Source organism: Bacillus sp. FSL W8-1127, assembly GCF_038006725.1.
Taxonomy (GTDB): Bacteria; Bacillota; Bacilli; order Bacillales; family DSM-4216; genus Bacillus_O; species Bacillus_O smithii.
Map to the genome: position 1 here is coordinate 3404439 of NZ_JBBOVU010000001.1, position 21357 is coordinate 3425795.

12 protein-coding genes and 1 riboswitch are annotated in these 21357 nt (G+C 39.6%); of the genes, 9 read left to right on the plus strand and 3 right to left on the minus strand.

The genetic code is table 11. The features are described from left to right. Nucleotides 1-115: 115 nt before the first annotated feature. Both NST12_RS15960 and NST12_RS15965 read left to right on the plus strand, forming a co-directional pair. Complete coding sequence (locus tag NST12_RS15960) at nt 116-766, plus strand: LytR/AlgR family response regulator transcription factor (protein WP_341102033.1); 651 nt, start codon at nt 116-118, stop codon at nt 764-766. A 222-nt stretch (nt 767-988) separates the two neighbouring features. After that, complete coding sequence (locus NST12_RS15965; protein ID WP_341102035.1) at nt 989-2509, plus strand: acetyl-CoA hydrolase/transferase family protein; 1521 nt, start codon at nt 989-991, stop codon at nt 2507-2509. 913 nt (nt 2510-3422) lie between these two features. Here the strand turns inward: NST12_RS15965 and NST12_RS15970 are convergent. After that, the gene (locus tag NST12_RS15970; RefSeq protein ID WP_048624561.1) at nt 3423-5375 is read right to left on the minus strand and encodes an LTA synthase family protein; all 1953 of its coding nucleotides are present in this window, start codon (nt 5373-5375) and stop codon (nt 3423-3425) included. A gap of 361 nt (nt 5376-5736) precedes the next feature. On the opposite strand from NST12_RS15970, the gene NST12_RS15975 reads away from it, so the two are divergent. Further along, nucleotides 5737-6489: a class I SAM-dependent methyltransferase gene (locus NST12_RS15975; RefSeq protein ID WP_341030404.1), complete on the plus strand. Its 753-nt coding sequence runs from the start codon at nt 5737-5739 to the stop codon at nt 6487-6489. Nucleotides 6490-7892: 1403 nt separating this feature from the next. Further along, nucleotides 7893-9158 carry a glycosyl hydrolase family 18 protein gene (locus NST12_RS15980; RefSeq protein WP_341102036.1) on the plus strand — a complete coding sequence of 422 codons (1266 nt, stop codon included), beginning with the start codon at nt 7893-7895 and terminating at the stop codon, nt 9156-9158. A gap of 914 nt (nt 9159-10072) precedes the next feature. Here the strand turns inward: NST12_RS15980 and NST12_RS15985 are convergent. Further along, entirely contained in the window at nt 10073-10294 is a 222-nt protein-coding gene (locus tag NST12_RS15985) for a hypothetical protein (RefSeq protein ID WP_053083266.1), read from the minus strand. Between the two features lie 196 nt (nt 10295-10490). On the opposite strand from NST12_RS15985, the gene NST12_RS15990 reads away from it, so the two are divergent. Then, complete coding sequence (locus NST12_RS15990; protein WP_087960047.1) at nt 10491-11852, plus strand: IS4 family transposase; 1362 nt, start codon at nt 10491-10493, stop codon at nt 11850-11852. 971 nt (nt 11853-12823) lie between these two features. Further along, the gene (locus tag NST12_RS15995) at nt 12824-14116 is read left to right on the plus strand and encodes a CitMHS family transporter (protein WP_003354904.1); all 1293 of its coding nucleotides are present in this window, start codon (nt 12824-12826) and stop codon (nt 14114-14116) included. A 74-nt stretch (nt 14117-14190) separates the two neighbouring features. Here the strand turns inward: NST12_RS15995 and NST12_RS16000 are convergent, their stop codons facing one another. After that, nucleotides 14191-15219 carry a DUF3048 domain-containing protein gene (locus NST12_RS16000; protein WP_445662334.1) on the minus strand — a complete coding sequence of 343 codons (1029 nt, stop codon included), beginning with the start codon at nt 15217-15219 and terminating at the stop codon, nt 14191-14193. Between the two features lie 453 nt (nt 15220-15672). Here NST12_RS16000 and NST12_RS16005 point away from each other — a divergent pair, with 453 nt between their 5' ends. The 3 genes from NST12_RS16005 to metE all read left to right on the plus strand — a co-directional run bounded on the left by NST12_RS16005 (nt 15673) and on the right by metE (nt 21095). Next, nucleotides 15673-17349, plus strand: a complete 1677-nt coding sequence (locus tag NST12_RS16005) for a glycosyl hydrolase family 28-related protein (protein ID WP_445662352.1) — start codon at nt 15673-15675, stop codon at nt 17347-17349. A gap of 387 nt (nt 17350-17736) precedes the next feature. Then, nucleotides 17737-18306: a CBO0543 family protein gene (locus tag NST12_RS16010; protein WP_341102047.1), complete on the plus strand. Its 570-nt coding sequence runs from the start codon at nt 17737-17739 to the stop codon at nt 18304-18306. A 172-nt stretch (nt 18307-18478) separates the two neighbouring features. After that, a riboswitch (cobalamin riboswitch) is annotated at nt 18479-18674 on the plus strand. A gap of 141 nt (nt 18675-18815) precedes the next feature. Beyond that, nucleotides 18816-21095 carry a 5-methyltetrahydropteroyltriglutamate--homocysteine S-methyltransferase gene (gene metE, locus NST12_RS16015; protein WP_341102049.1) on the plus strand — a complete coding sequence of 760 codons (2280 nt, stop codon included), beginning with the start codon at nt 18816-18818 and terminating at the stop codon, nt 21093-21095. Nucleotides 21096-21357: the final 262 nt, after the last annotated feature.

A 21357-nucleotide genomic window follows, 5' to 3' on the forward strand; every position in this document is an offset into this window, starting at 1 on the left:
TTAAGCACGGAATCAAGTTGGTATAATAAATGGTAAAGGTTTTACGATTTTCAAAAAAACCTAATATTTCGACATCGTTCATACAGAAGTACAAAGTTGGAGGAGTTGACACCTAGTGGACAAATTTACCGTCGTTTCTGTAATGGGAATTCTTTCTGAATACTTGCCTAAAAACACTTCAATCGCGATTTCCGACCACAAACAATATATTTATTATAAACCAAGTAAAACAGTTGATTTAAAAATAAAGCCCGGGGACCCCGTAAAACAAGGGACCGCTGCCTACAAAGCACTGTCAACAGGCCAAAAAGTTTCTCTCTATATTGATGAAGAAGTGTTCGGCGTTCCTTATTTCGGCATGAGCATCCCTATTTTTGAAAAAGATCGTCCTGCTGGAGCGATTACAACCATTCTGCAGGCTAAACCTTCACCCATTTCTGCGAATTTCTTAACCATTAAGTTTAATGAGAGATGGTATCCTATTCCTTATGAGCAAATTGTCTATTTAGAAGCGCAAAATCGCAAAACGAAAGTCCAGTCGGAAACATTGGAAGGAACTCATAAACTGAATTTAACGGAACTCGAATATCTATTGCCAAATAACTTGTTTATTAGAGTTCACCGTTCTTATATTATTAATGTTCATTTTATTAAAGAAATTCATCCTGATTCCCATTCCACTTTTTTGCTGATTATGAAAAATAACGTAAAGATTCCTGTCAGCCAAACGTACGCTAGCATTTTTCGCAGATCCCTTAACTTTTAAAAGAACAATGAAAATTTTTTCCATTTTCTTTTATATGACCCTCTTGCGATGTCAAAAGGGAAGCCTTTTTTTAAAAATGCATCTAGCATTAAAGTATCTAAAATTCTTTTTTGCGAAATTTTTTCTGCTTTACAACAAAATTAAGGCTTTTCATACAAAAAATAATGAGATTTCCCCCTTAAATTGGTAGAATGTTTTAAACAATCAAAGGGGGGATTTTTGGTGGAGAAACGTATTGCAGAACGCTTACGTGATCCTAGATTAGCTGATCGAATTGTTCCAGCTCACGAGGCTGCTTCATGGATTCAAGATGGGATGACATTGGGGTTGAGCGGTTTTACACGTGCAGGGGATGCAAAGGCTGTTCCACTAGCTTTAGTTGACCGTGCTAAAACTGAGAAATTCAAAGTAAACGTTTTCACAGGAGCTTCTCTCGGATTTGATATTGATAAACTAATGGCCGAAGCAGGCATTATTCATAAACGTCTTCCATTTCAAGCAGATAAGGCAATGCGCAAAAAAATTAATCAAGGAGAAATGCTGTTTGTTGATCAGCACCTTTCTCATGTTGCAGAATATGTTCGCAACGATGTATTAAGCAAAATTGACTTTGCCATTATTGAAGCTACAGCGATTACCGAAGACGGACTTCTCATTCCAACTACATCAGTTGGAAATAATTCTATTTTTATTGAAAAAGCAGATGCCGTTATTGTAGAAATTAATTTAGCCCAACCTGCAGAATTGGAAGGGCTCCATGATGTTTATGATCTGGCTCCACAAGGAAAACGCGAACCTATTCCGTTGACAAAAGTGGATTCAAGAATTGGTCAAATCGGCATTCCTCTTGATCCGGAAAAAGTAAAAGGCATTGTGATTACAGACGCTTCTGATTCTCCTTCAACCATCGTGCCGCCGGATGAAGAGACGGCTGTTATGGCCAATCATTTAATCGATTTCCTCAGAAAAGAAATTAAAGCCGGCCGGCTGGATAACACTTTAGCTCCTATTCAATCAGGGATCGGATCCGTAGCCAATGCGGTGCTGCACGGCTTGCTAGTTTCCGAATTTGAAGATTTGGAAGTATATTCTGAAGTTCTTCAAGACGCCGTATTTGATCTAATTGACAGCGGTAAAGTACGCTTTGCTTCAGGCTGCTCCATCACGTTGTCCGAAGAAAAAATGAAAGCCGTTTTTTCAAATTTGGACCGCTATAAAGACAAGCTCATTTTGCGGCCACAAGAAATTTCCAACCATCCAGAAGTTATCCGCCGCCTCGGATTAATTTCTATTAATACTGCGTTGGAAGTTGATATTTATGGCAATGTCAACTCGACACACGTGACAGGAACAAAAATGATGAACGGCATTGGAGGCTCCGGTGATTTTGCAAGAAATGCCCGTCTTTCTATTTTTGTGACTAAGTCCATCGCCAAAGACGGCAAAATCTCTAGTATCGTGCCTTTTGTCTCCCATGTAGATCATACCGAACATGATGTGGACATTATCGTAACCGAACAAGGATACGCTGATTTAAGAGGACTCGCTCCTCAAGAACGACCACGCTTGATCATCGAAAACTGCGCTCATCCAATGTATAAAAAACAACTGCTTGCGTACTATGAAGAAGCCTTAAAAGTAGGTGGACAGACACCTCATGTTTTAGAAAAGGCATTTTCTTGGCATGCCAATTATTTAAAACACGGAACCATGCTGTTTGATCACCAATATATCAATTCTTAATTTTAAACTCCCGTTTCCAGACGGGAGTTTTTCATTTTCACTTTATCAGTTGAACTAGCGATAGCGTGCGAAGCAATAAACCACTGTGGGTGGCGACGATTGGCGCTTAGGATCGTCCGCAAACCTTCCCACCGAATATCTAAAAACAAAAGCCCTCCTTTTACAGATTGGTAGAATCTATCTTATAAAGGCCGTCAAAACCGTTAGTCATCCATCGTTTTTATAAAAGATCTTATTATTTAGGGATGCATGGGAACGCTTTTGTTGTGTCGATAACCAAAAAAGTGCATCGTTTGGCAATTAAGAGCATGCACAAAATACTGCATAACCGCTGCTTACATGGAGCGGAGGGCATAAGGCTCTCGAGTGCCTGCAAAGCTTCTTGAGGCTGTCATTTGCCAAAAATCATGACCGCAGAGGCTCCATGTCAATCATTGAAGTAGTATTTAGTTTGATGAATACACTTATTTGCCATTTTACTACATTTTTTAATTGCCAAATACGCTTTTGTTACCCCGTTTTCTCCGCCCGCAAACATGATATTCTTCCGCCTACCAACTGATGATCCCTAGATTCATATGCCTCTAATCGTTCCATCATAAATAACCCACACTCTTCCCCTCCTCCTTTTCGCAAGTCAAAGATATTAAAAATCGAGTTGGATATTTCAATCACATAAAACTTAAAGGACCTTTACTTCATTCAGTACAGAGTCAAAAAAATGGCTTTTGTTTCATTCTGCTTCACAAAATAAATGAAACAAAAGCCGATTCCTATAGATGATTATGATCACGGATACAGAAAAACAAAATCTCCCTCCCTTAACAACTTGAATTATTGCAAGGGAGGGAGACATATTCAACACATCATCAGCAAGGTGATTTCTCATCTGATGAAAGTTTTAATCCTTTATTTATTTATTTTCTTTTATATTTTGTTCTGTTTTTTTGACAGAGTAATCATAATCTGCACGATTTACGGGTTTAAATCCTTTTGGATGGTGGAAACGCAGCAAGTCTCCGTATACTACTCGGTCGGAAAAATCCAGCATAGCTTTTACTTGTTTGTTTGGACGCGAACATGCATTTTTGTTTGGCACTTGTTTTCCAGTAGCATTGCTGTAGCATTTTCCGCTTACATACGTATATTGAGGTGTTACAAAGTCGCCGTTTCGGAACGGAACGATTTGGCGATGTTGTTTAGAAAGCAAGTCCGTTCCAAACTCGATGTAATCTTTCGTATCAATTCCCAACAAATGAAGAATCGTTGGACGAACGTCAACATCACCGGCATATTCATGCATTACTCCACCTTTAACACCCGGCACGTGAATGAACAATGGCACACGTTGCAATTGGGCATTTTCGAAAGGAGTAATTTCTTTACCCATTACTTTAGCCATTGCATCGTTATGGTTTTCGGAAATTCCGTAATGGTCACCATACAACACAATGATGGAATTATCGTAAAGACCCGATTTCTTCAGATCGTCAAAGAATTGCTTTAACGCTTCATCCATGTAATGAGCTGTTTGGAAATAATGGTTGACAATCGAGTCTCCAAAATCTCCTGCTGGAAAATCCGTATCCCCCTCATCCAACGGGAACGGAAAATGGTTCGAAAGCGTGATGAATTTCGCATAAAACGGTTGTTTCAAGCTCTTTAACAGAGGCATGGACTCTCTAAAGAACGGCTTATCTTTCAAACCATAGTTCAGCACGTCTTTATCATTCATATCATAATAGGCAGAGTCAAAGAAATAATCGTACCCTAACGATTTATACATTTCATCGCGGTTCCAGAACGTCTTTGTATTGCCATGGAATGCCGCGGAAGTGTACCCATGCGTTTTTAAAATGGCCGGAGTGGCTTGGTACGTATTCAAAGCTTTATTCGTGAAAACTGACCCTTGAGGTAACGGGAACAGCGAGTTTTCCATCATAAATTCTGCATCAGACGTTTTCCCTTGTCCAGTTTGATGGAAGAAATTATCAAAATAAAATGTATTGTTGTCGTGAGCCAACGAATTTAAAAACGGTGTTACTTCTCGTCCATTTAATTTATAGTCAATCATAAAGTTCTGGAACGATTCCAGAGAAACGAAAATGACATTCTTTCCTTTGGCTTTACCGAAATATTGCGGGTTCGGCTCTGCATAATTGGATTTTACGTAATTCTCAATATCCGCAATATCCGAGCTGTCCGCCAGTGCTCTTTGTGCAGAAGAACGGACGTTTTGAATCATGTCATACACAGCGTAGTTGTACATACCTAAGTATTTCACAATATAGTTGCGGTCAAACGTACGCTGCAGAAGCTCAGGACGATCTGATTCCGCCAGTCCCAAGTTGACCATAAAGATGATAAAACCGGACATAAAAACACCAACAACCGGGCGCCATCCAATTTTCCCTTGTGGTTTTACCACTTTGAAGACAACCAGTAAAATCAAAATGATAATGTCCAAGAAATAAAGAACATCATACGGCTTCATCAACGCAAATGCGCTGTCTCCCAAATTTCCGATGCTATTCGTTTTTGCCTGCGTCAAAACCGGCACTGTGATAAAGTCATTGAAAAACCGGTAATAGACAATGTTTGCATACAGTAAAAAGGAAAGAAGAAAATTGATAACTATAATCGCAATATTTCTTCCTTTCCCTTTAAAAAACAATCCAAAGGCAAGAAACAAGATAGCGGAGCTAATGGGGTTTATAAAAAGCAAAAATTCTTGTATTTTATTGTTAATGCCAAGGTTGAATTCTACTTTGTAAGCAATATACGTCTTAATCCAGAACAAAATCACAGCTAAAAAGAAAAACGAGAGTTTCATATTAAACAACCCTCTTTTTCCTATCTTTTCCATATTCAACTTTGTTTCACTCCTTCGGATTAAAACTCTAATGACCATTATAATACATTGTTTAAGAAATTGAAAATATATTTTTAGACAAAATTTACAAACTGTACTTGCAATTTTACAAATAGGAAGCATTGTATGTAATTACTTCTTTTAATCTCATTTATACAACGTTTACAGTCATTATGCAAACAAAAACCTTTAGATAATTTTTCCTTTTCGAAATTCAGCCATACAGCGGACGTTATGGCTGAAAACTGCAAACCAATGTTACGGCCCTTTTAAATGATCATCCGCAAAACGTATCACTCTAAGCGGCTGTTCTTCATAGCATGATGATATATTTTGCGCTAACGGGGTGAAAATAGTGAAACCAACATATCAAGACGCTCTTGCCGCTTATGGAATTGGCGGTGCTCATCCGGGGGGGCTTTCGTTAACGAGAAAGATTCTGAAGAAGGAGAACATCAGCCGGAGGTCAAAAATTTTGGACGCTGGCTGCGGGACGGGCCAAACGGCCGCCTTTCTTTCGAAATCTTTTCGATGTTCGGTCACGGCTTTAGACAATCATCCGACAATGATTCAAAAAGCCAAACAAAGGTTTTCCGATGAACGACTTCCCGTTCATGCGATTCAAGGGAACGTAGAAAGCCTTCCTTTTTCAGATGCCTCCTTTGATTTTGTGCTTTCCGAATCCGTTACGGCTTTTACAAACATTGCAGATTCTCTAAAAGAATACTGTAGAGTGTTAAAACCAGGCGGAGTTTTATTGATGATTGAAATGACAGCAGAAAAACCTTTCCAGCCGTTGGAATTGAAGGACATGAAAAGAGTTTACGGAATTTCCAACGTATTTTTAGAGACCGAATGGATCCAACACTTGCATCGTTCCGGATTTGCCGAAGCTGCCGTTATCTTTTCCAACACCGTTCAATCGGAACTTCAAAAAAACTCTCCAGAAAAAGATGACTACCCGGAGTATCAAATCTCAGACCCTGTGGATCCCCAAGTGGAAGAATTGCTTCATGAACATATGAATCTTTCCCGTTTGTATCAAAACATTTTAGGATACCGTGTCTACCGTGCTGTTCGTCCATCTTTAGCAAGAAATCAAGAATAAATGATCAAAACCTGATACCTGTGCGAGATTATCCCTTTCGCCATCCCTCATAAATACAGAAAAAATTTGTTTCGGTCTTAGAACAGAACCTTTGTCTCTGGCTTTAGTTTGCTGCGTGAACGCCACTAACGGGAGGATAGTTATTCAAGACGAATTTTTCTTGTCATTCAACTCTAAAAATCACCTAATCGATTCCCCTACAAAAATGCGGATTAGAAAAAAATAGCCACGAATCCACTTAGTGATCTAAATGTCGGCTGTAAACAGACGTTTCGACATCTGCTGCCAAGATTTTTTGTTTTGATTTTTTTCAACATCATTTTTGAATAAGCTAACGTTTGTGCTATGAAGCAGCACCAATGACACTAGGCATTTCATCGATATGACCATTAGGACAAAATAACTAACCTTCCTTTGTTGCTTTCGATAATCGGACGGGGCTAAAATACCTATTCTCATCCAAAATCTTATCACAACAAGAAATTCAAATCATGACATATATAATAGTAGAAAAACGGAAAATCCAACATACTCGCTTCCACGATTATAATGAAAGCAGCCCTTTATAACCCCCTATTTCATCACCTACAGTAGAAAGAAAAAGCGGTATCTAAAACGAAAGCGATCTTGCCAAAACATTAGAAGAGGCTGGAACTTTATGTGCCAGCCTTTCATTTTGAATGGATGAACGCACTGGGAATGAAACGATTTTTTGTCCTCTCTTCTTTCGCAATGGCTGGAGCGTTCGTAGCTGTTGTCAACGTCATGTTCCATATCTTTAAAGGTCAAGCAACTACCTTGTTAAAAATTGCAGCAAAAGACATATTTCTACAGCAGTGAAATCTTGTTGAAAACCGATAATAGCCACTGTCGGACAAGCATGATATCGGTTTGCTTTATGGCAAGACCGCATGCTTGCCGCATATCATTCGTTTCCTTCCCGGCGCTGAATATCAGTAGTGAACCTTTTAAATCCAACTGTTGCATGAAATAAAATCAAGTAAAACTTTCGATCTTTTTCACGAAAAAAAATCTATTAATAGATTAAAGACGATTTGTAAAATTCAAATATCTATTATGTAAAAAATATATAAAAACAGTAAAAATATGACTAAATTTCCATAAACAAAAGATCTCTCCTATAAAGTCATCGGTTTGGATTCGCCTAAATTGCTTCAGCAAACTAAAGAAAGATTGTACGTAAAACTCTTCAACATGTTAGCCTTCCATGAACGTAAACACGAAGACATGAGATTAAAAAGTCTCTAAAAAATCATGTTTGTCATACCGCTCTCCTTGAATTCGCATTCATTTGACAATACAAGAAGAATCATTGCTTTTGCCAAAATCATTACATGTTTTTTCTTTCTGAACATATTTATACAATGAAAGGAGAAGAGGCCATGTTTTTTATCCATGTCGTGAAGCCCGGAGATTCACTTTATTCGATTTCTCAAAATTACGGGGTTTCTTTTCAAAGGCTGCAAGAAATAAACGGGGTATATCCGGGAGGTTTAGTCCCCGGCCAAGATATAGTTGTTCCAAGTTCCACCTACATTGTTCAACCGGGAGATTCTCTCTATACCATCGCTCAAAAAGCATTTTTATCTGTTCAAACGATCCGAGCTGCCAATCGATTAACTTCCGATGTCATTTATCCGGGAATGCGCCTCTATTTACCATCGCACCCCAAATATTCAACTGAAGATTTAAGTTTTATTTATCCTGGTACACCTACGGAAGATGAACAGCTGATCAGGTCTTTTTCTCCCATCAGTACGTATTTTGCCATGTTTGAATATCACATTTTGCCCGGAGTCGCTTTAAGCACCTTAAATGATCGTTATACCATTCAAACATCTCGCTCGTTTCGGGTAGCCCCGCTTGCCACCATTACGAATTTAACTTCAGAAGGATTCAGCTCAGCATTGATCCGCCAAGTATTGTCAAACCCGCAGATCCGAAACAGGGTTGTGAATGAAATTGTCACGCTTGTAACACAAAAAAATTATTCAGGGGTGACCATCGACTTTGAAAGAGTGGCTGAAACAGAAAGAGACTTATTTACAGGATTTCTTCGGATTTTAAATCAACGTTTGAAAAATCGCGGCCGTTATTATCTTTCCGTCGCCCTTCCAGCAAAAACGGACGATCAAATTCCTTGGTTGAGAGGATACGACTACGGAGGGATTGGATCAGTTGTTGATTTCACGTTTATCATGGCTTACGATTGGCATACTCCTGATTCTCCTCCAGGACCTGTTGCCCCTATTCAAGAAGTGCGAAGAACCATAGAATATGCCATCAACCAAATGCCTTCAAACAAAATCATTCTAGGTTTTCCGCGTTACGGATATGAATGGACTATGTCAAACGGAAGCGTCCAAAGCGCCCGTGCTGTTTCGGTTGACATGGCCATACAACTAGCCTCTTCTCACCAAGTGCCCATCCAGTATTCAAATGAATACCAACAGCCCCATTTTACGTTCCGCGATGAAAATGGGAGAAGGCATATTGTCTGGTATGAAGATGCCCGAGCACGCGTAGCGAAGCTTTTATTAGTCCCTAGGTATCGATTAAGAGGAGTCGGAGCATGGCAGCTTGGATTGCATTTTCCTCAGTCCGGATTTATTGTCAGTGAATTGTTTGATGTTCGGAAAGTATTGTAACGGTCAGCCCCCAACTCTTTTCACGTGTGAGTAGATGGCTATTGACTTGTTTTTAAGATACCTTTTGTAAATTTCCACTAACAATTACACCCCAACAATCAGAACAAGATCCAGTTTAGTCGTATAATTGTGTAAAAAGAGAAATAAGAAAAGAGCCATGTTGCTTCCCTTTGATAGAATAAACAATAACCGCCAAATATAAGGTGGTATGCAACAATGGCTCAATATCATATTCCCGTAAAAGATAGACTTTTGCACGGATTATCGACGAAGGATGAGGGAATCTTCTGGAATAAATTCCTAATTAATTCCTCTAGGCGCAAACAAAAGAACAGCCTGGTGCCCTCCGTTATGAACAAACGGATAAACATAAAGTCTATCGAAACAGTCCGTATCCATGTCAGTTGGCGCGTTTCACGAATAAGAGATGGAAGTTCACCACCGAATTGTTTCAACTATACCAACGAAGTGAACAAGTTCTAATACCAGCACGAATGAAAATGGTGAAGAATAGGGGTGTCTGCCCGAAAGATGACCTAATCACGGAAGACTCGTTTGGAACTTCATTTTCCAAATCCATTATCTCCTCGCCGTGCAATTGGTGTCGGGTCACATCATCTTGGTTTAGAAACATCGACAACCTTGGTAGTCGATTAACATTCAGTACATCAGAAAAATCTTATTCATGAAGATGATGTTATTGTATACTAAACTAACTTGTCTGAAAGGGAAAGATTTCAGAAAACCGCATCATTTTCTTTTTTTAAAAATATTTAAAATTGACGAAACTAAAAAACCAAAAGCAACTGCTACAATTATTTTTCCTGACGTTTGATTTATATAATTCGTCTTAGAAAAGTATGCAATTATAATTAAAGAAACAATAAATATAATAGAATACATTATCCTCATCGCTACATCTCCTTTAATTTTCCATTTGACATTAAATAAATTTTATTTGCTAGTTCACGCTGTAAATCTTTCAAGTGGCTAACAAATAAAATCGCTCCCCCATTTTTGCTATATGTTTTTAATAAATCTATCGCTATTTCCTGGGATTTTTGGTCTAACGCTGTAAATGGTTCATCAAGAAAAATTATCTCAGTTTTTCTTGCAAACATTGCGATAAAAAACAATTTATGTTTCATACCAAAAGAATAGTTTTAATAACTCAGCTTTCGCAGTCCAAAATCTTGTTTAAATGCTTGATGTAAATGGTTTTGGGAAGTACAAAATTATCATTTGACATTTTTTAAAACATAAAGAAAGACACCTATTCTTTTGGTAAAATATTGGTGACGAAACCAAATCCAAAAGAAAGGTGTCACCACTATGATAACGAATAAAGACTACTTTGCGCAATTACCAAAAGAAATTAAACAAGGATTTTCCGAATTAAATATTGGATATCATTTAAGAAAAGCGAATATTACGAAACTTTCCGGGTATTCTTGTCTTACTGTTTTCAAACTGATTTTTCTTTTAGTCTTCCAATATAAGAACTGGTTTCGTGCTTTTATGAGTAAACGATCTCAGGATCTGCCCGGAAAGGATACAGTCTATCGCTTTTTAAATACACCAACCTATCATTGGAGAAAGTTTCTGCTTTCATTAAGCAGTGAAATGATCCGTCTGCTTCAACCATTAACTTCAAAAGATCGTGTCACAGCTTTTGTGATTGATGATTCTGTCTTTTCAAGAAACCGTAGTAAGTCGGTTGAACTGTTGGCTAAGGTTTTTGATCACTCTACCCATCAGTACTTGAAAGGGTTTCAAATGCTTACCCTTGGCTGGACCGATAGTTTTACTTTTATTCCCGTTGATTTTGCTCTTCTAAGTTCACCGAAAAAGGAAAATCGCCTGCAAGAAATCAATACCAATATTGATAAACGAACATCTGGCTATAAGCGTCGCCAGGAAGCTCTGAAATCAAAACCGGACGTGGCTTCAGCTTTACTTGATCATGCGCTTGAAAAAGGGATTATAGCTGACTATGTTCTCATGGATTCCTGGTTTACACAAGCGCCTTTAATTGAGAAGATTACGAACAAAGGGTTATTTGTCATTGGCTTGGTGAAGCAATTAAAGCAGCGATACGTTTACAATGGTGAACGTTTCACACTGAATCAACTTTACAAATTGGCAAAACCTCACATGGGTAAAAAAGACATTCGCGGATCCGTTTATGCTACTTTAGACAATGGAATTCCAGTAAAAATTCTATTTGTACGAAACCGTAATAAACGGAGCGAATGGCTTGCCATTCTCAGCACAGATACAACATTAGAAAATGAAGAGATCATTCGTATTTACGGCATGCGTTGGGACATTGAAGTCTTCTTCAAATGCAATAAATCCCTTTTAAATTTAGAGAAAGAATTCCAGGGACGTTCCTACGACATGTTAATTAGCCATACAACCATTGTTTTTACACGATATATTCTCATTGCTTGGCAAATGCGAAAAGAGGAGGATCCTAAGACGATTGGCAACCTTTTTTACATCCTTTGCGAAGATGTAAAAGACATAGATTTTATTACTGCCCTTCAATCACTTATTGACCTTTTCCAAACTTTGGCGGAAGCCGAGGTTTCTTTGAACATGGACATCTTTAAAAATCAAATGAATAAATGGTTGGCCACTATACCTAATTATATCAAGCAATGCTTAAATATTTCTGTGTGCGAAAGTTGAGTTAATAACAAAATTTGTCTATAAAATTGCAGGAAAATTCGAATTTAAATAAAAAAACAGTCTTGTTGTTGCTTAAAAAAGGCAAGATGTTGTTAAAACAATTTATAATAGTCCCCCCCATAAAACTAGACACGAAATGAGGAGGCGTTAAAGTAGGTTTATGGAGAAAACGATATACAACAGATTATAAATTCCAGCTCGTACTAAAGGTCCTAAAAAGGGAAAAACGATGAATGAAATTCCTCTCTCAATGGGATTCACTTGAATCAGATCTGGCAATGGAGAAATGTATTTCTTGAACAATGCCTAGTTGTTTGCGAAAGTAAATTGAAATTACCCAATTTCAACGAGATGATATTCCCCACATTATGAACGTTTAATTCGACAACCACGAAGGATAAATGACTGCTTTTTCTTTTTCGCGGAAATGGTAGGAATCACCTATAATGTTAAAGACCTGAAATGGCTGTTGCTATTACATCGTTGCCGAATACTTTTCCTCTTTCAAGATAAGATAAATTCCCAAAAAATAGATATTGTGATGATATACATCTGCATGGCTGGAACGAAAAATCAAGACGCTCAATCAAAAATCAGGAGTCTCCAATTTTAAGAGAGTGGGATAAATTATTCGCCGTGTCAAGGAGAACGTGGAATCCAGAGCCGAGTAAGAATTAGTCGCAAACGTTTCTATCATGATATTTTGTCGGAGAAGGCGACTGCTAGAGAAACTTTCTGGATTTTCTAAAACCATACGTCATGTCATCCATCCTAGTTAGTCTATCAAGAGATTTACATAATATTTAGGACTTGAGCTTTATATGAGAGGCACTAGTGGTAATACGGTTTTTTTGAGATCGCGAATAAAAAACAAAATATTCTAAAAACACTTTAATTTTCTTGTTGAAAACGATTACTAAACTTCCCCCTATTTAATATACTTAATAAAAAACATTGCTTGAGGTGATAAGATGCTTGCTGTACTAGGTTTCCTCATGATCATTGTCTTTATGTTTCTCATTATGACAAAACGACTTTCGGCCATGATCGCCTTGATGATCATCCCGATCCTTTTTGCTCTCATAGGCGGATTTGGAAAAGACATTGGAACGATGGCGCTTGACGGGGTTAAAAGTGTCGCTCCAACCGGAATTATGATTTTATTCGCCATTCTTTATTTTGGACTCATGATCGACGCCGGAGTATTTGATCCCATCATTGCCAAAATCCTGAAAGTCGTAAAAGGCGATCCATTAAAAATCGCCATCGGGACAGCTGTATTGACACTTCTTGTTTCGCTGGACGGAGACGGCACAACCACTTATATGATTACGATTTCCGCTATGCTGCCGCTTTATAAACGAATTGGCATGAAGCCGCTTATTTTGGCGGGCATTGCGGTTTCCGGATCAGGCGTAATGAATCTGCTCCCTTGGGGTGGACCGACAGCCAGGGCAATGAGTGCATTAAATCTGGAAACTTCTGATCTCTTTACACCGATCGTCCCTTCTATGATAGGAGGAGTAATATTTGTTTTATTGATGGCTTATTGGCTTGGAAAAAAAGAACGAAAACGAATCGGTATTATGGAGATCGATCAAAGCACTCTAGTCGAGCAAGCAGCAGCTTTAGAAGAAGATTCCAATAAACGTCCACATCTGCTGTGGTTCAACGCCTTGTTAACTGTTGCTCTATTAATTGGATTAATTCTGGAAATTCTTCCAACTCCGATTTTGTTTATGGCGGGTTTTGCGATTGCCGCTATCGTAAATTATCCTCGTTTAGAAGATCAAAAGGAGCGAATTGCTGCTTACGCAGGAAACGCATTATCGGTTGTGTCCATGATTTTTGCAGCCGGAATTTTCACAGGTATTTTATCGGGAACGAAAATGATTGATGCGATGGCAAATGCATTGATATCCCACGTCCCGGAAGCTTTGGGCCCCCACTTTGCGATTATAACGGCGATTTTAAGCGCTCCTTTTACGTTCATTATGTCCAATGATGCGTTTTATTTTGGAGTCCTTCCGTTAATTTCAAAGGCAGCCTCCGCCTATGGAATTGATCCTGAAGCTATTGGAAGAGCCTCGCTTTTAGGCCTGCCCGTTCATTTATTAAGTCCTCTGGTGCCCTCCACCTATTTACTGGTTGGAATGGTCGGCGAAGAATTCGGCGATTTGCAGCGAGCCTTCTTAAAATGGGCATGTGGTTCCACCATTGTCATGATTATCGTAGCCGTCATCATCCAAGTGATTCCGTTTTAAGCTTTATTTAAAAAGGTTGCCGAGGCTTTCTTTTTCCAAAGAAAGCCTCCCCTAAAAATGAAGCTCAATGCTGCCTATGAAAATGAAACAGAATCGAGGCTTTTGACAATATTGATCCATGTTTTTCCGGAAACAAATGGAAGAGAGTGCCCGTTTTCGTACGGCAAAATCCTGCCGTTTTCGTTTCTCCATTCCACTTCTCGGCACACGCCCCGTTGAATCCAATAGGCTTTTCCACCCGAAGTTAAATCAATCTCTCTCCGCCCTTTGCTGTCAATAACACGATGGATCGTTTCGATAATCAACAGATTATCCACTAAAACAGGTTTTTTCGTTTCTGCATCCATTGTTGGCTCTCCACCGGAATAGCGTTCCATTTTTTTCGATTTAGCATCGAACCGATAATCTGCATTAAAAAGTGAATATTTGGAATAAGCTATATGAACGTTCTCTACCTTGCGTCCGGAAAGATGCTTCGATTCGTTATCCGTATAAAAAGGGAGCGGCCTGGGCGCAGGAGTCATTTTGAATTGCTTTTCGGCAGCTCCTTTTTGAATGTTTTCAAAGGTGATGTAGGAATTGTGGGGCGCCTTTCTGTCCTTTGACCGTTTAAATAAAGTGCCATCATACTGAATGCCATTCAGATTATCAATCAAGCCCGATTGGAGCATTTGTTTCGCCTCCGGGCTATAGCCGTGAGCGATAAACAGGCTATCGTAGCCCTTCGCCAAATCAATCATGTAATCTCTCGCGCTGCGGACAGGCCCTATTTTATCGGGCTTTTGGCTTTGAAAAATGGCCAGAAACCGAGTAATATCACCTTCGGCCAGCACTTCATACACAATATCAGCTGATTGAAGCCCTGATTGCGGCCGAGCTTTCGGATGATTATTTATGACCACAGCCACTGCGCGATCACTAGGCTTTTGATTGGTCCAGATCCCAGTCAACGGGTAACGATATCGTACTTCGTGTTTGTCCGTGTCGGAAACTTTTTCTTGAATTCGGTCTCGATCATTCCGTGAATTTTCTTTGCCGCTGCCGGCACATCCCGATAATGTCAAAATCATGATACAAGCTGCTGCTAACCATTTTTTCAACATAAACATAATCCCCTATTCTTATAATATGGACTTCTTCCCACCATCTTTTTGAAACGGCGATGATTCTTTTCTTGATCGCTGCTGGTTGAACTCTCCCTCTCATAAGGCATATAAAATGAAATAAATTTACATTTGAAAACAGCTCGCTAAAAAACGTACATTCCCTATTGATCATTCTTGTCAAATTTCTCTGTCAGCAACCGTGTACACGTCGATTCTTAAACTATGGAACTGTCTTGCAATCGGTTTGTTCGAGAAAAAAAGCAAATGTCCGCAAATGAACCGCTTTTGTCAATATATGTTTCCGGCAGAAAACGGGTATAAGCTTATGAATTGATTTTCTCCTAAAACAAGAAGAAAGTATTTTAAAGGATGAATACAACTTGAAAACAAAATAATCCTTCTTCTTGTTACAAGGTTATATAAGCCCAAATGGAGAATACTACAAAATACATGAACCTTGTCGCCAAGTTTTTCAAGGGAGTGAAAACATTGCTTTGCTTAGATAAGAATCACGATCCTATCAAAAATAAAGATTTGATTGCAAACCTTTTGGATACGAAAACAGATTTGAAAAATGTCATCAAGGAGACCGAAGAACTTTTTGATCGATATAGCAACAAGAGAAAGCAACGAAATCCTTTCACCGCTTCTGTGCTTTCTGTCATCAAAAAAACAACAAACTTTTTACCTGTCCAAAAAAGGAACGATATTTCATGGGAGACAGATCTTGATGAGAACGGTTTTGTTTATCCAATATGGAAAAACCTTTTAGATCAAGAATACATCCATTTAATGTCCAAAATTGATAGGATCGTAAATGTGTTAGATTACGGAGCTATAGGAGACGGAAAAACCGACAACACCAAAGCGTTTCAAAAAGCGATTGGGAACGGGCGGGTAATAGTGCACGTGCCGGAAGGTATTTTTTTAACAAAAGGAATCAAACTGCCTTCTTGGACATGCTTAATCGGAAAAGGAAAAGGCATCACAACCATCAAGCTTCATCCCGATGCCCCCATCGAGACAAGATTAGTGACAAATGCCAACCATCGGAAAGGAAATCACCATATTTTGGTAAAAGGGATGAGTTTAGACTGGAATATAGAACGGCTCGGGAACACGGAGCGTACGAGCGCGGGCGGGCATAGTTCCAGCTGCTTCACATTCGCCAATGTCAAATATGGATGGGTCAAACAGGTGGAAGCCATTAACCCCGGCCTGCATTGTTTTGATGTGTCCTCAACCCGCTATCATTACGCAGGAGACGGAAAACGCGCCCGAGGCCGAAGCCGGTACATTTGGCTTGACCAATTAAACGGATATGGGTTTGGCGATGATGGAATCACCACTCATCACAGCGACTACGTTTTTATTTCCAACAGCCACATGTGCGATCCAAGCGGAAGAGCCCATCCAAAAGGGATATCCAATTCCAACGGCATCGAAGTGGATGATGGATCCAGAAACATATGGCTCGTCCATAACTCGACGTCAAGATGCTTCGGCGGCGTAGAAATTAAAGCCCACCACAATGCTTCGGCAGCATCCAACATCTACATCATCGGACATTTATCCGTCCACGATAACCGTTCTTATAACTTCCGTCATATCGGACACCATAAAATCTCGGATCCCGAATCAAAGACGGCTTATAACATAAAGGCGACAATGATGGTGTCAATCGCGCCGATCTATACAGATTTATATCAGCATTCTTCCCCCAGGGGACTGGTTGTTTCTGCCTATCGGAACGTAGTCATCAACCATTTTACGTTAATAGGCGACCCGGATTATGACTACAAGGGAAATCCTGTGATCGCCATTCAGTATCGGGCGCGCAATATCGTGTTGAATCATGTGTCGATACGGAATTTCCATACAGCGGGTGCGGATATTAAGATCTTTGGCGGTCCACAGCGGGCAGATGACGTCACCATTCGCCATTCAACCATCCGCCAGTCCGCTCCTCTGGCCATTCAGATTGGTGCCGGAGTTCAAAATATCCACGTTCATCACTTGAAAGCCTTTAATCCAAACGGCAAATGCGGGCTGAAAACCGTAGAGTTTCCCCCCTCCATTTCCAATTTTCAAGCTGTGGGCTATAAAATGCCGATTTGTATAAAATAAAAATTCCATCAGGGGAGTTTTTTCATCCTCCCCGATGGTTAGTGGAACTAATCGGTACTTTGGGGCCGTTGTTCTTACGCCAAGTCATCCGTAGTTGATCTTCATTCCCATAACGACCATATAACATCTTTTCCTGATCTGTTCAATCCGGATAGGGAAGCGGAGAGTTCATTTCAACCTTCGAAATCTTCTCTTTGCGGTGGTAATTTTTCCTTTTATTTCTTATTCCCAATTCTACTTTTCCATCATCTGCAACGAGAAAAAAGATGATTCATGTGGGATCAAAGATCTAATAAATCTAATTATGATTTCCTTAGTGCATGTCGTTTATTTTTCGTCGTTTAGGTAACCATAATTATAGAGAAATGAATAGGAGGGTAAGATTTGATGAACCAACATCAACAGCAATTATTTGATTATGTAACCAAATTACAGCAAAAAGTAAGTATCTTACATGCAGACTATTGGGCACAATATTCCAGTTTTCATACATGGCAATTTTGGGTGGTTGTGTTAATGCTCATCGTTCCCTTAATTGTTTTAGCTTTTACGATAGACAGAGAGAAAATTTTTTTAATTGGATTTTATGGCTTTAATATACATGCTTGGTTCGCCTATATTGATACATACGGCGTAAGGACAAGATTATGGGGATATCCCTATGAAGCCATCCCTTACTTTCCCAGTTTTTCGTTGGATGCCTCTCTTGTACCGGTCGTCTTTATGCTCGTCTATCAATGGACGTTGAATCACAATAAAAATTTTTATCTCTATTCCTTTCTTACCGCCTGTGTATTCGCTTTTATCGTGAAACCTCTTTTAGCCGGCCTTGGTTTATTAGTCGTATTTGACGGGGTGAACTATTTTCACATTTTGATCGTATACTTGATCACATTCTTAATTTCTCGGATTGTAACAAAGATCTTTTTATTGGGTGAAAAAAAACCGGCTCATTAAACTTTAACGAACCATTCTGAAATCGATTGAAAAAATGCTTAACAGATCCTACTTTCGATGGAGAGTGAACCCTCACTCTCCTATTTTTTGCTCCCTTGACAATTACCACCGATCATGATATCTTGACGTTACTGTTTTTCTATAATTTATAATATAAATTATTTTTTTACAATTTAATATTGTGGGAACAGGTTCCAAAGACGATTTTTGTCCTTGGATGAAAAGGGAAGCCCGGTGCAAATCCGGCACGGTCCCGCCACTGTAAGAGGCGAGCAATGCCGATGCAGCCACTGGCCGAAAAGGCTGGGAAGGTCGGCAAAAAGCGATGACCCTTAAGTCAGGAGACCTGCCTGTTCTGACAACACTGCTTTTACCTACGGGAGATAGGGAGGTGTTATGAATGGAAAAAACAGGGTATTTTACACCCTTTTTTTGGCATTTCTAACTCCTTATCGAACGTTAGAAATGCCTTTTTATTTGGGGAAATTAATTAGGGAGTGAAAAAACACATGAAATCAAGCAATCTTGGTTATCCACGTATTGGTGAAAATCGAGAATGGAAAAAAGCATTGGAACAATTTTGGAAAGGCCAAGTGGATGAAAGCCAGTTTCTACAGACGATGGAATCCATTCGGCATCAACACTTGAAAAAACAGCATGAAATCGGGATTGACCTTATCCCCGTCGGCGATTTTACATTTTACGATCAAATGTTGGACACGGCAACTATGTTTGGATTAGTACCGGAACGATTTAATTGGAAAGGAAATGACATTCCCCTTTCTGTTTATTTTGCCATGGCGCGCGGCAGCGACACTGCGCATGCTTGCGAAATGACGAAATGGTTCAATACAAACTACCATTATATTGTGCCTGAATGGAACAACGCCCAACCAAGACTCATTGAAAACAAGCCGCTGAAAGCGTACCAAGAAGCCAAAAGAAAGCTTGGAATCTTAGGAAAACCTGTACTGATCGGGCCATATACCTTCATCAAACTGTCCAAAGGATATAAGGAAAAAGAGCTCCCCGCCCTTATTTTGCAGCTTCTTCCTCTTTATGAACAAATTTTACAGGAATTGCAAAATGAAAAGGTAGAATGGCTGCAAATCGATGAACCTATTCTCGTTACTTCTATTTCCAAAGAGGAAATGAAAACGATCCAGTTCATTTATCATCAATTGCATGAGGCGGCACCAAACTTAAAAATTATGCTGCAAACATACTTTGATTCCGTCGATTGGTACCAAGAGCTTATGGACTTGCCGATTCAAGGAGTCGGACTCGATTTTGTCCATGGCGGCGAAAACAACTTAGAATCACTGCTTACTCACGGCTTTCCCGCCAATAAAGTGCTCGCGGCTGGCATCATTGACGGACGGAACATCTGGCGGTCTGATTTAGCGGAAAAACGTCATCTCATTGAAAAGATCACTTCTGTCGTTCCGGAATCGATGCTGTGGATTCAACCTTCTTGCAGCTTAATTCATGTACCGGTAACGACGAAGAACGAAACAAAATTAGACAAAATCATCAAACAATCGCTGGCTTTTGCGGATGAAAAATTAACCGAAATTGTGTTCCTGGCAAGAGATCAACACGGGGTGGACGACGCTTATTTTCAAAAAAACCAACAAATCATCCAAACATGGAAAAACCATTCGGAAAGACATCGCCAAAGTGTACAGCAAGCTCAAAAAAACTTACAACATGTATCAGCGACAAGAAAATCGCCTTATTCCATTCGCCAATCCGTCCAAAAAGAAGCGTTCGACCTCCCTATTCTTCCGACAACGACTATCGGCAGTTTTCCGCAAACAGCTGATATCCGCAAGGCAAGGCAAAAATGGAAAAAAGGCGAATGGAATGAACAGCAGTACGAACAGTTTATTCAGCAGCAAATTCAAAAATGGATTTGTCTACAAGAAGAGATCGGACTGGATGTATTGGTTCATGGTGAATTTGAAAGAACCGATATGGTGGAGTTTTTTGGGGAGAAACTGGGAGGATTCGCTTTTACCGAAAATGGTTGGGTCCAATCGTATGGCTCACGCTGTGTCCGTCCCCCTATTATCTACGGCGACGTAGAATTTTTGCAGCCGATGACCGTGAAAGAAAGCGTCTATGCACAATCATTAACGGACAAGCCTGTAAAAGGGATGCTTACGGGACCGGTGACGATTTTAAACTGGTCGTTTGTTCGCGATGATAAATCTCGTCAAGAAGTATGCGAACAAATTGCGCTCGCTTTAAGAAAAGAAGTGGAAGCATTAGAATCAGCAGGCATTGCGATGATCCAAGTAGATGAACCCGCTTTGCTGGAAGGATTGCCTTTGAAGGATCATGACAAGCAAAACTATTTGAATTGGGCCGTGCGGGCATTCCGAATCACCACCTCAACAGTCCAAGATACAACGCAAATTCATACTCATATGTGCTATTGCGATTTCGCTTCTTATTTAGAAGACATCAGCAAAATGGATGCGGATGTGATTTCAATTGAAACATCCAGAAGCCATGGCGAAATTATCCCTGTCTTTGCAAAACAAACGTACGACAAAGGAATCGGACTAGGCGTTTATGACATCCACAGCCCTCGAATACCGACTGTAGAAGAGATGGCCGCTATTATTGAAAAGTCATTACAAGTGTTGGATCCCGGCCAATTTTGGATTAACCCTGACTGCGGTTTAAAAACAAGAAGTGAAAAAGAAGCGATTGCCTCTTTAAAAAACATGACGGCTGCAGCCGACGAAATCAGAAACAAACTAAAGGAAACCATACGCTAACTTTATACGCTGAAAAGAAAGGGGCGCAACTTGCCCTTTTCTTTCATTATGAATCTAATAAATCTTTTCCATATCATGAAAAACACTATGTTATCGCTGTTGCTGAAGGGGTACTTATGACCCCTTATGAATGAACAAATCTCACAATCTTCTTTCAATCTATGAACGGTTAAAAAGAACCTTTTCAACTTTCCAAAATAATTTAGAAACCAAAGAAATAAAATGCCCCCGGATCCCCTTGTCTATATTCCCCTTTTCTCGT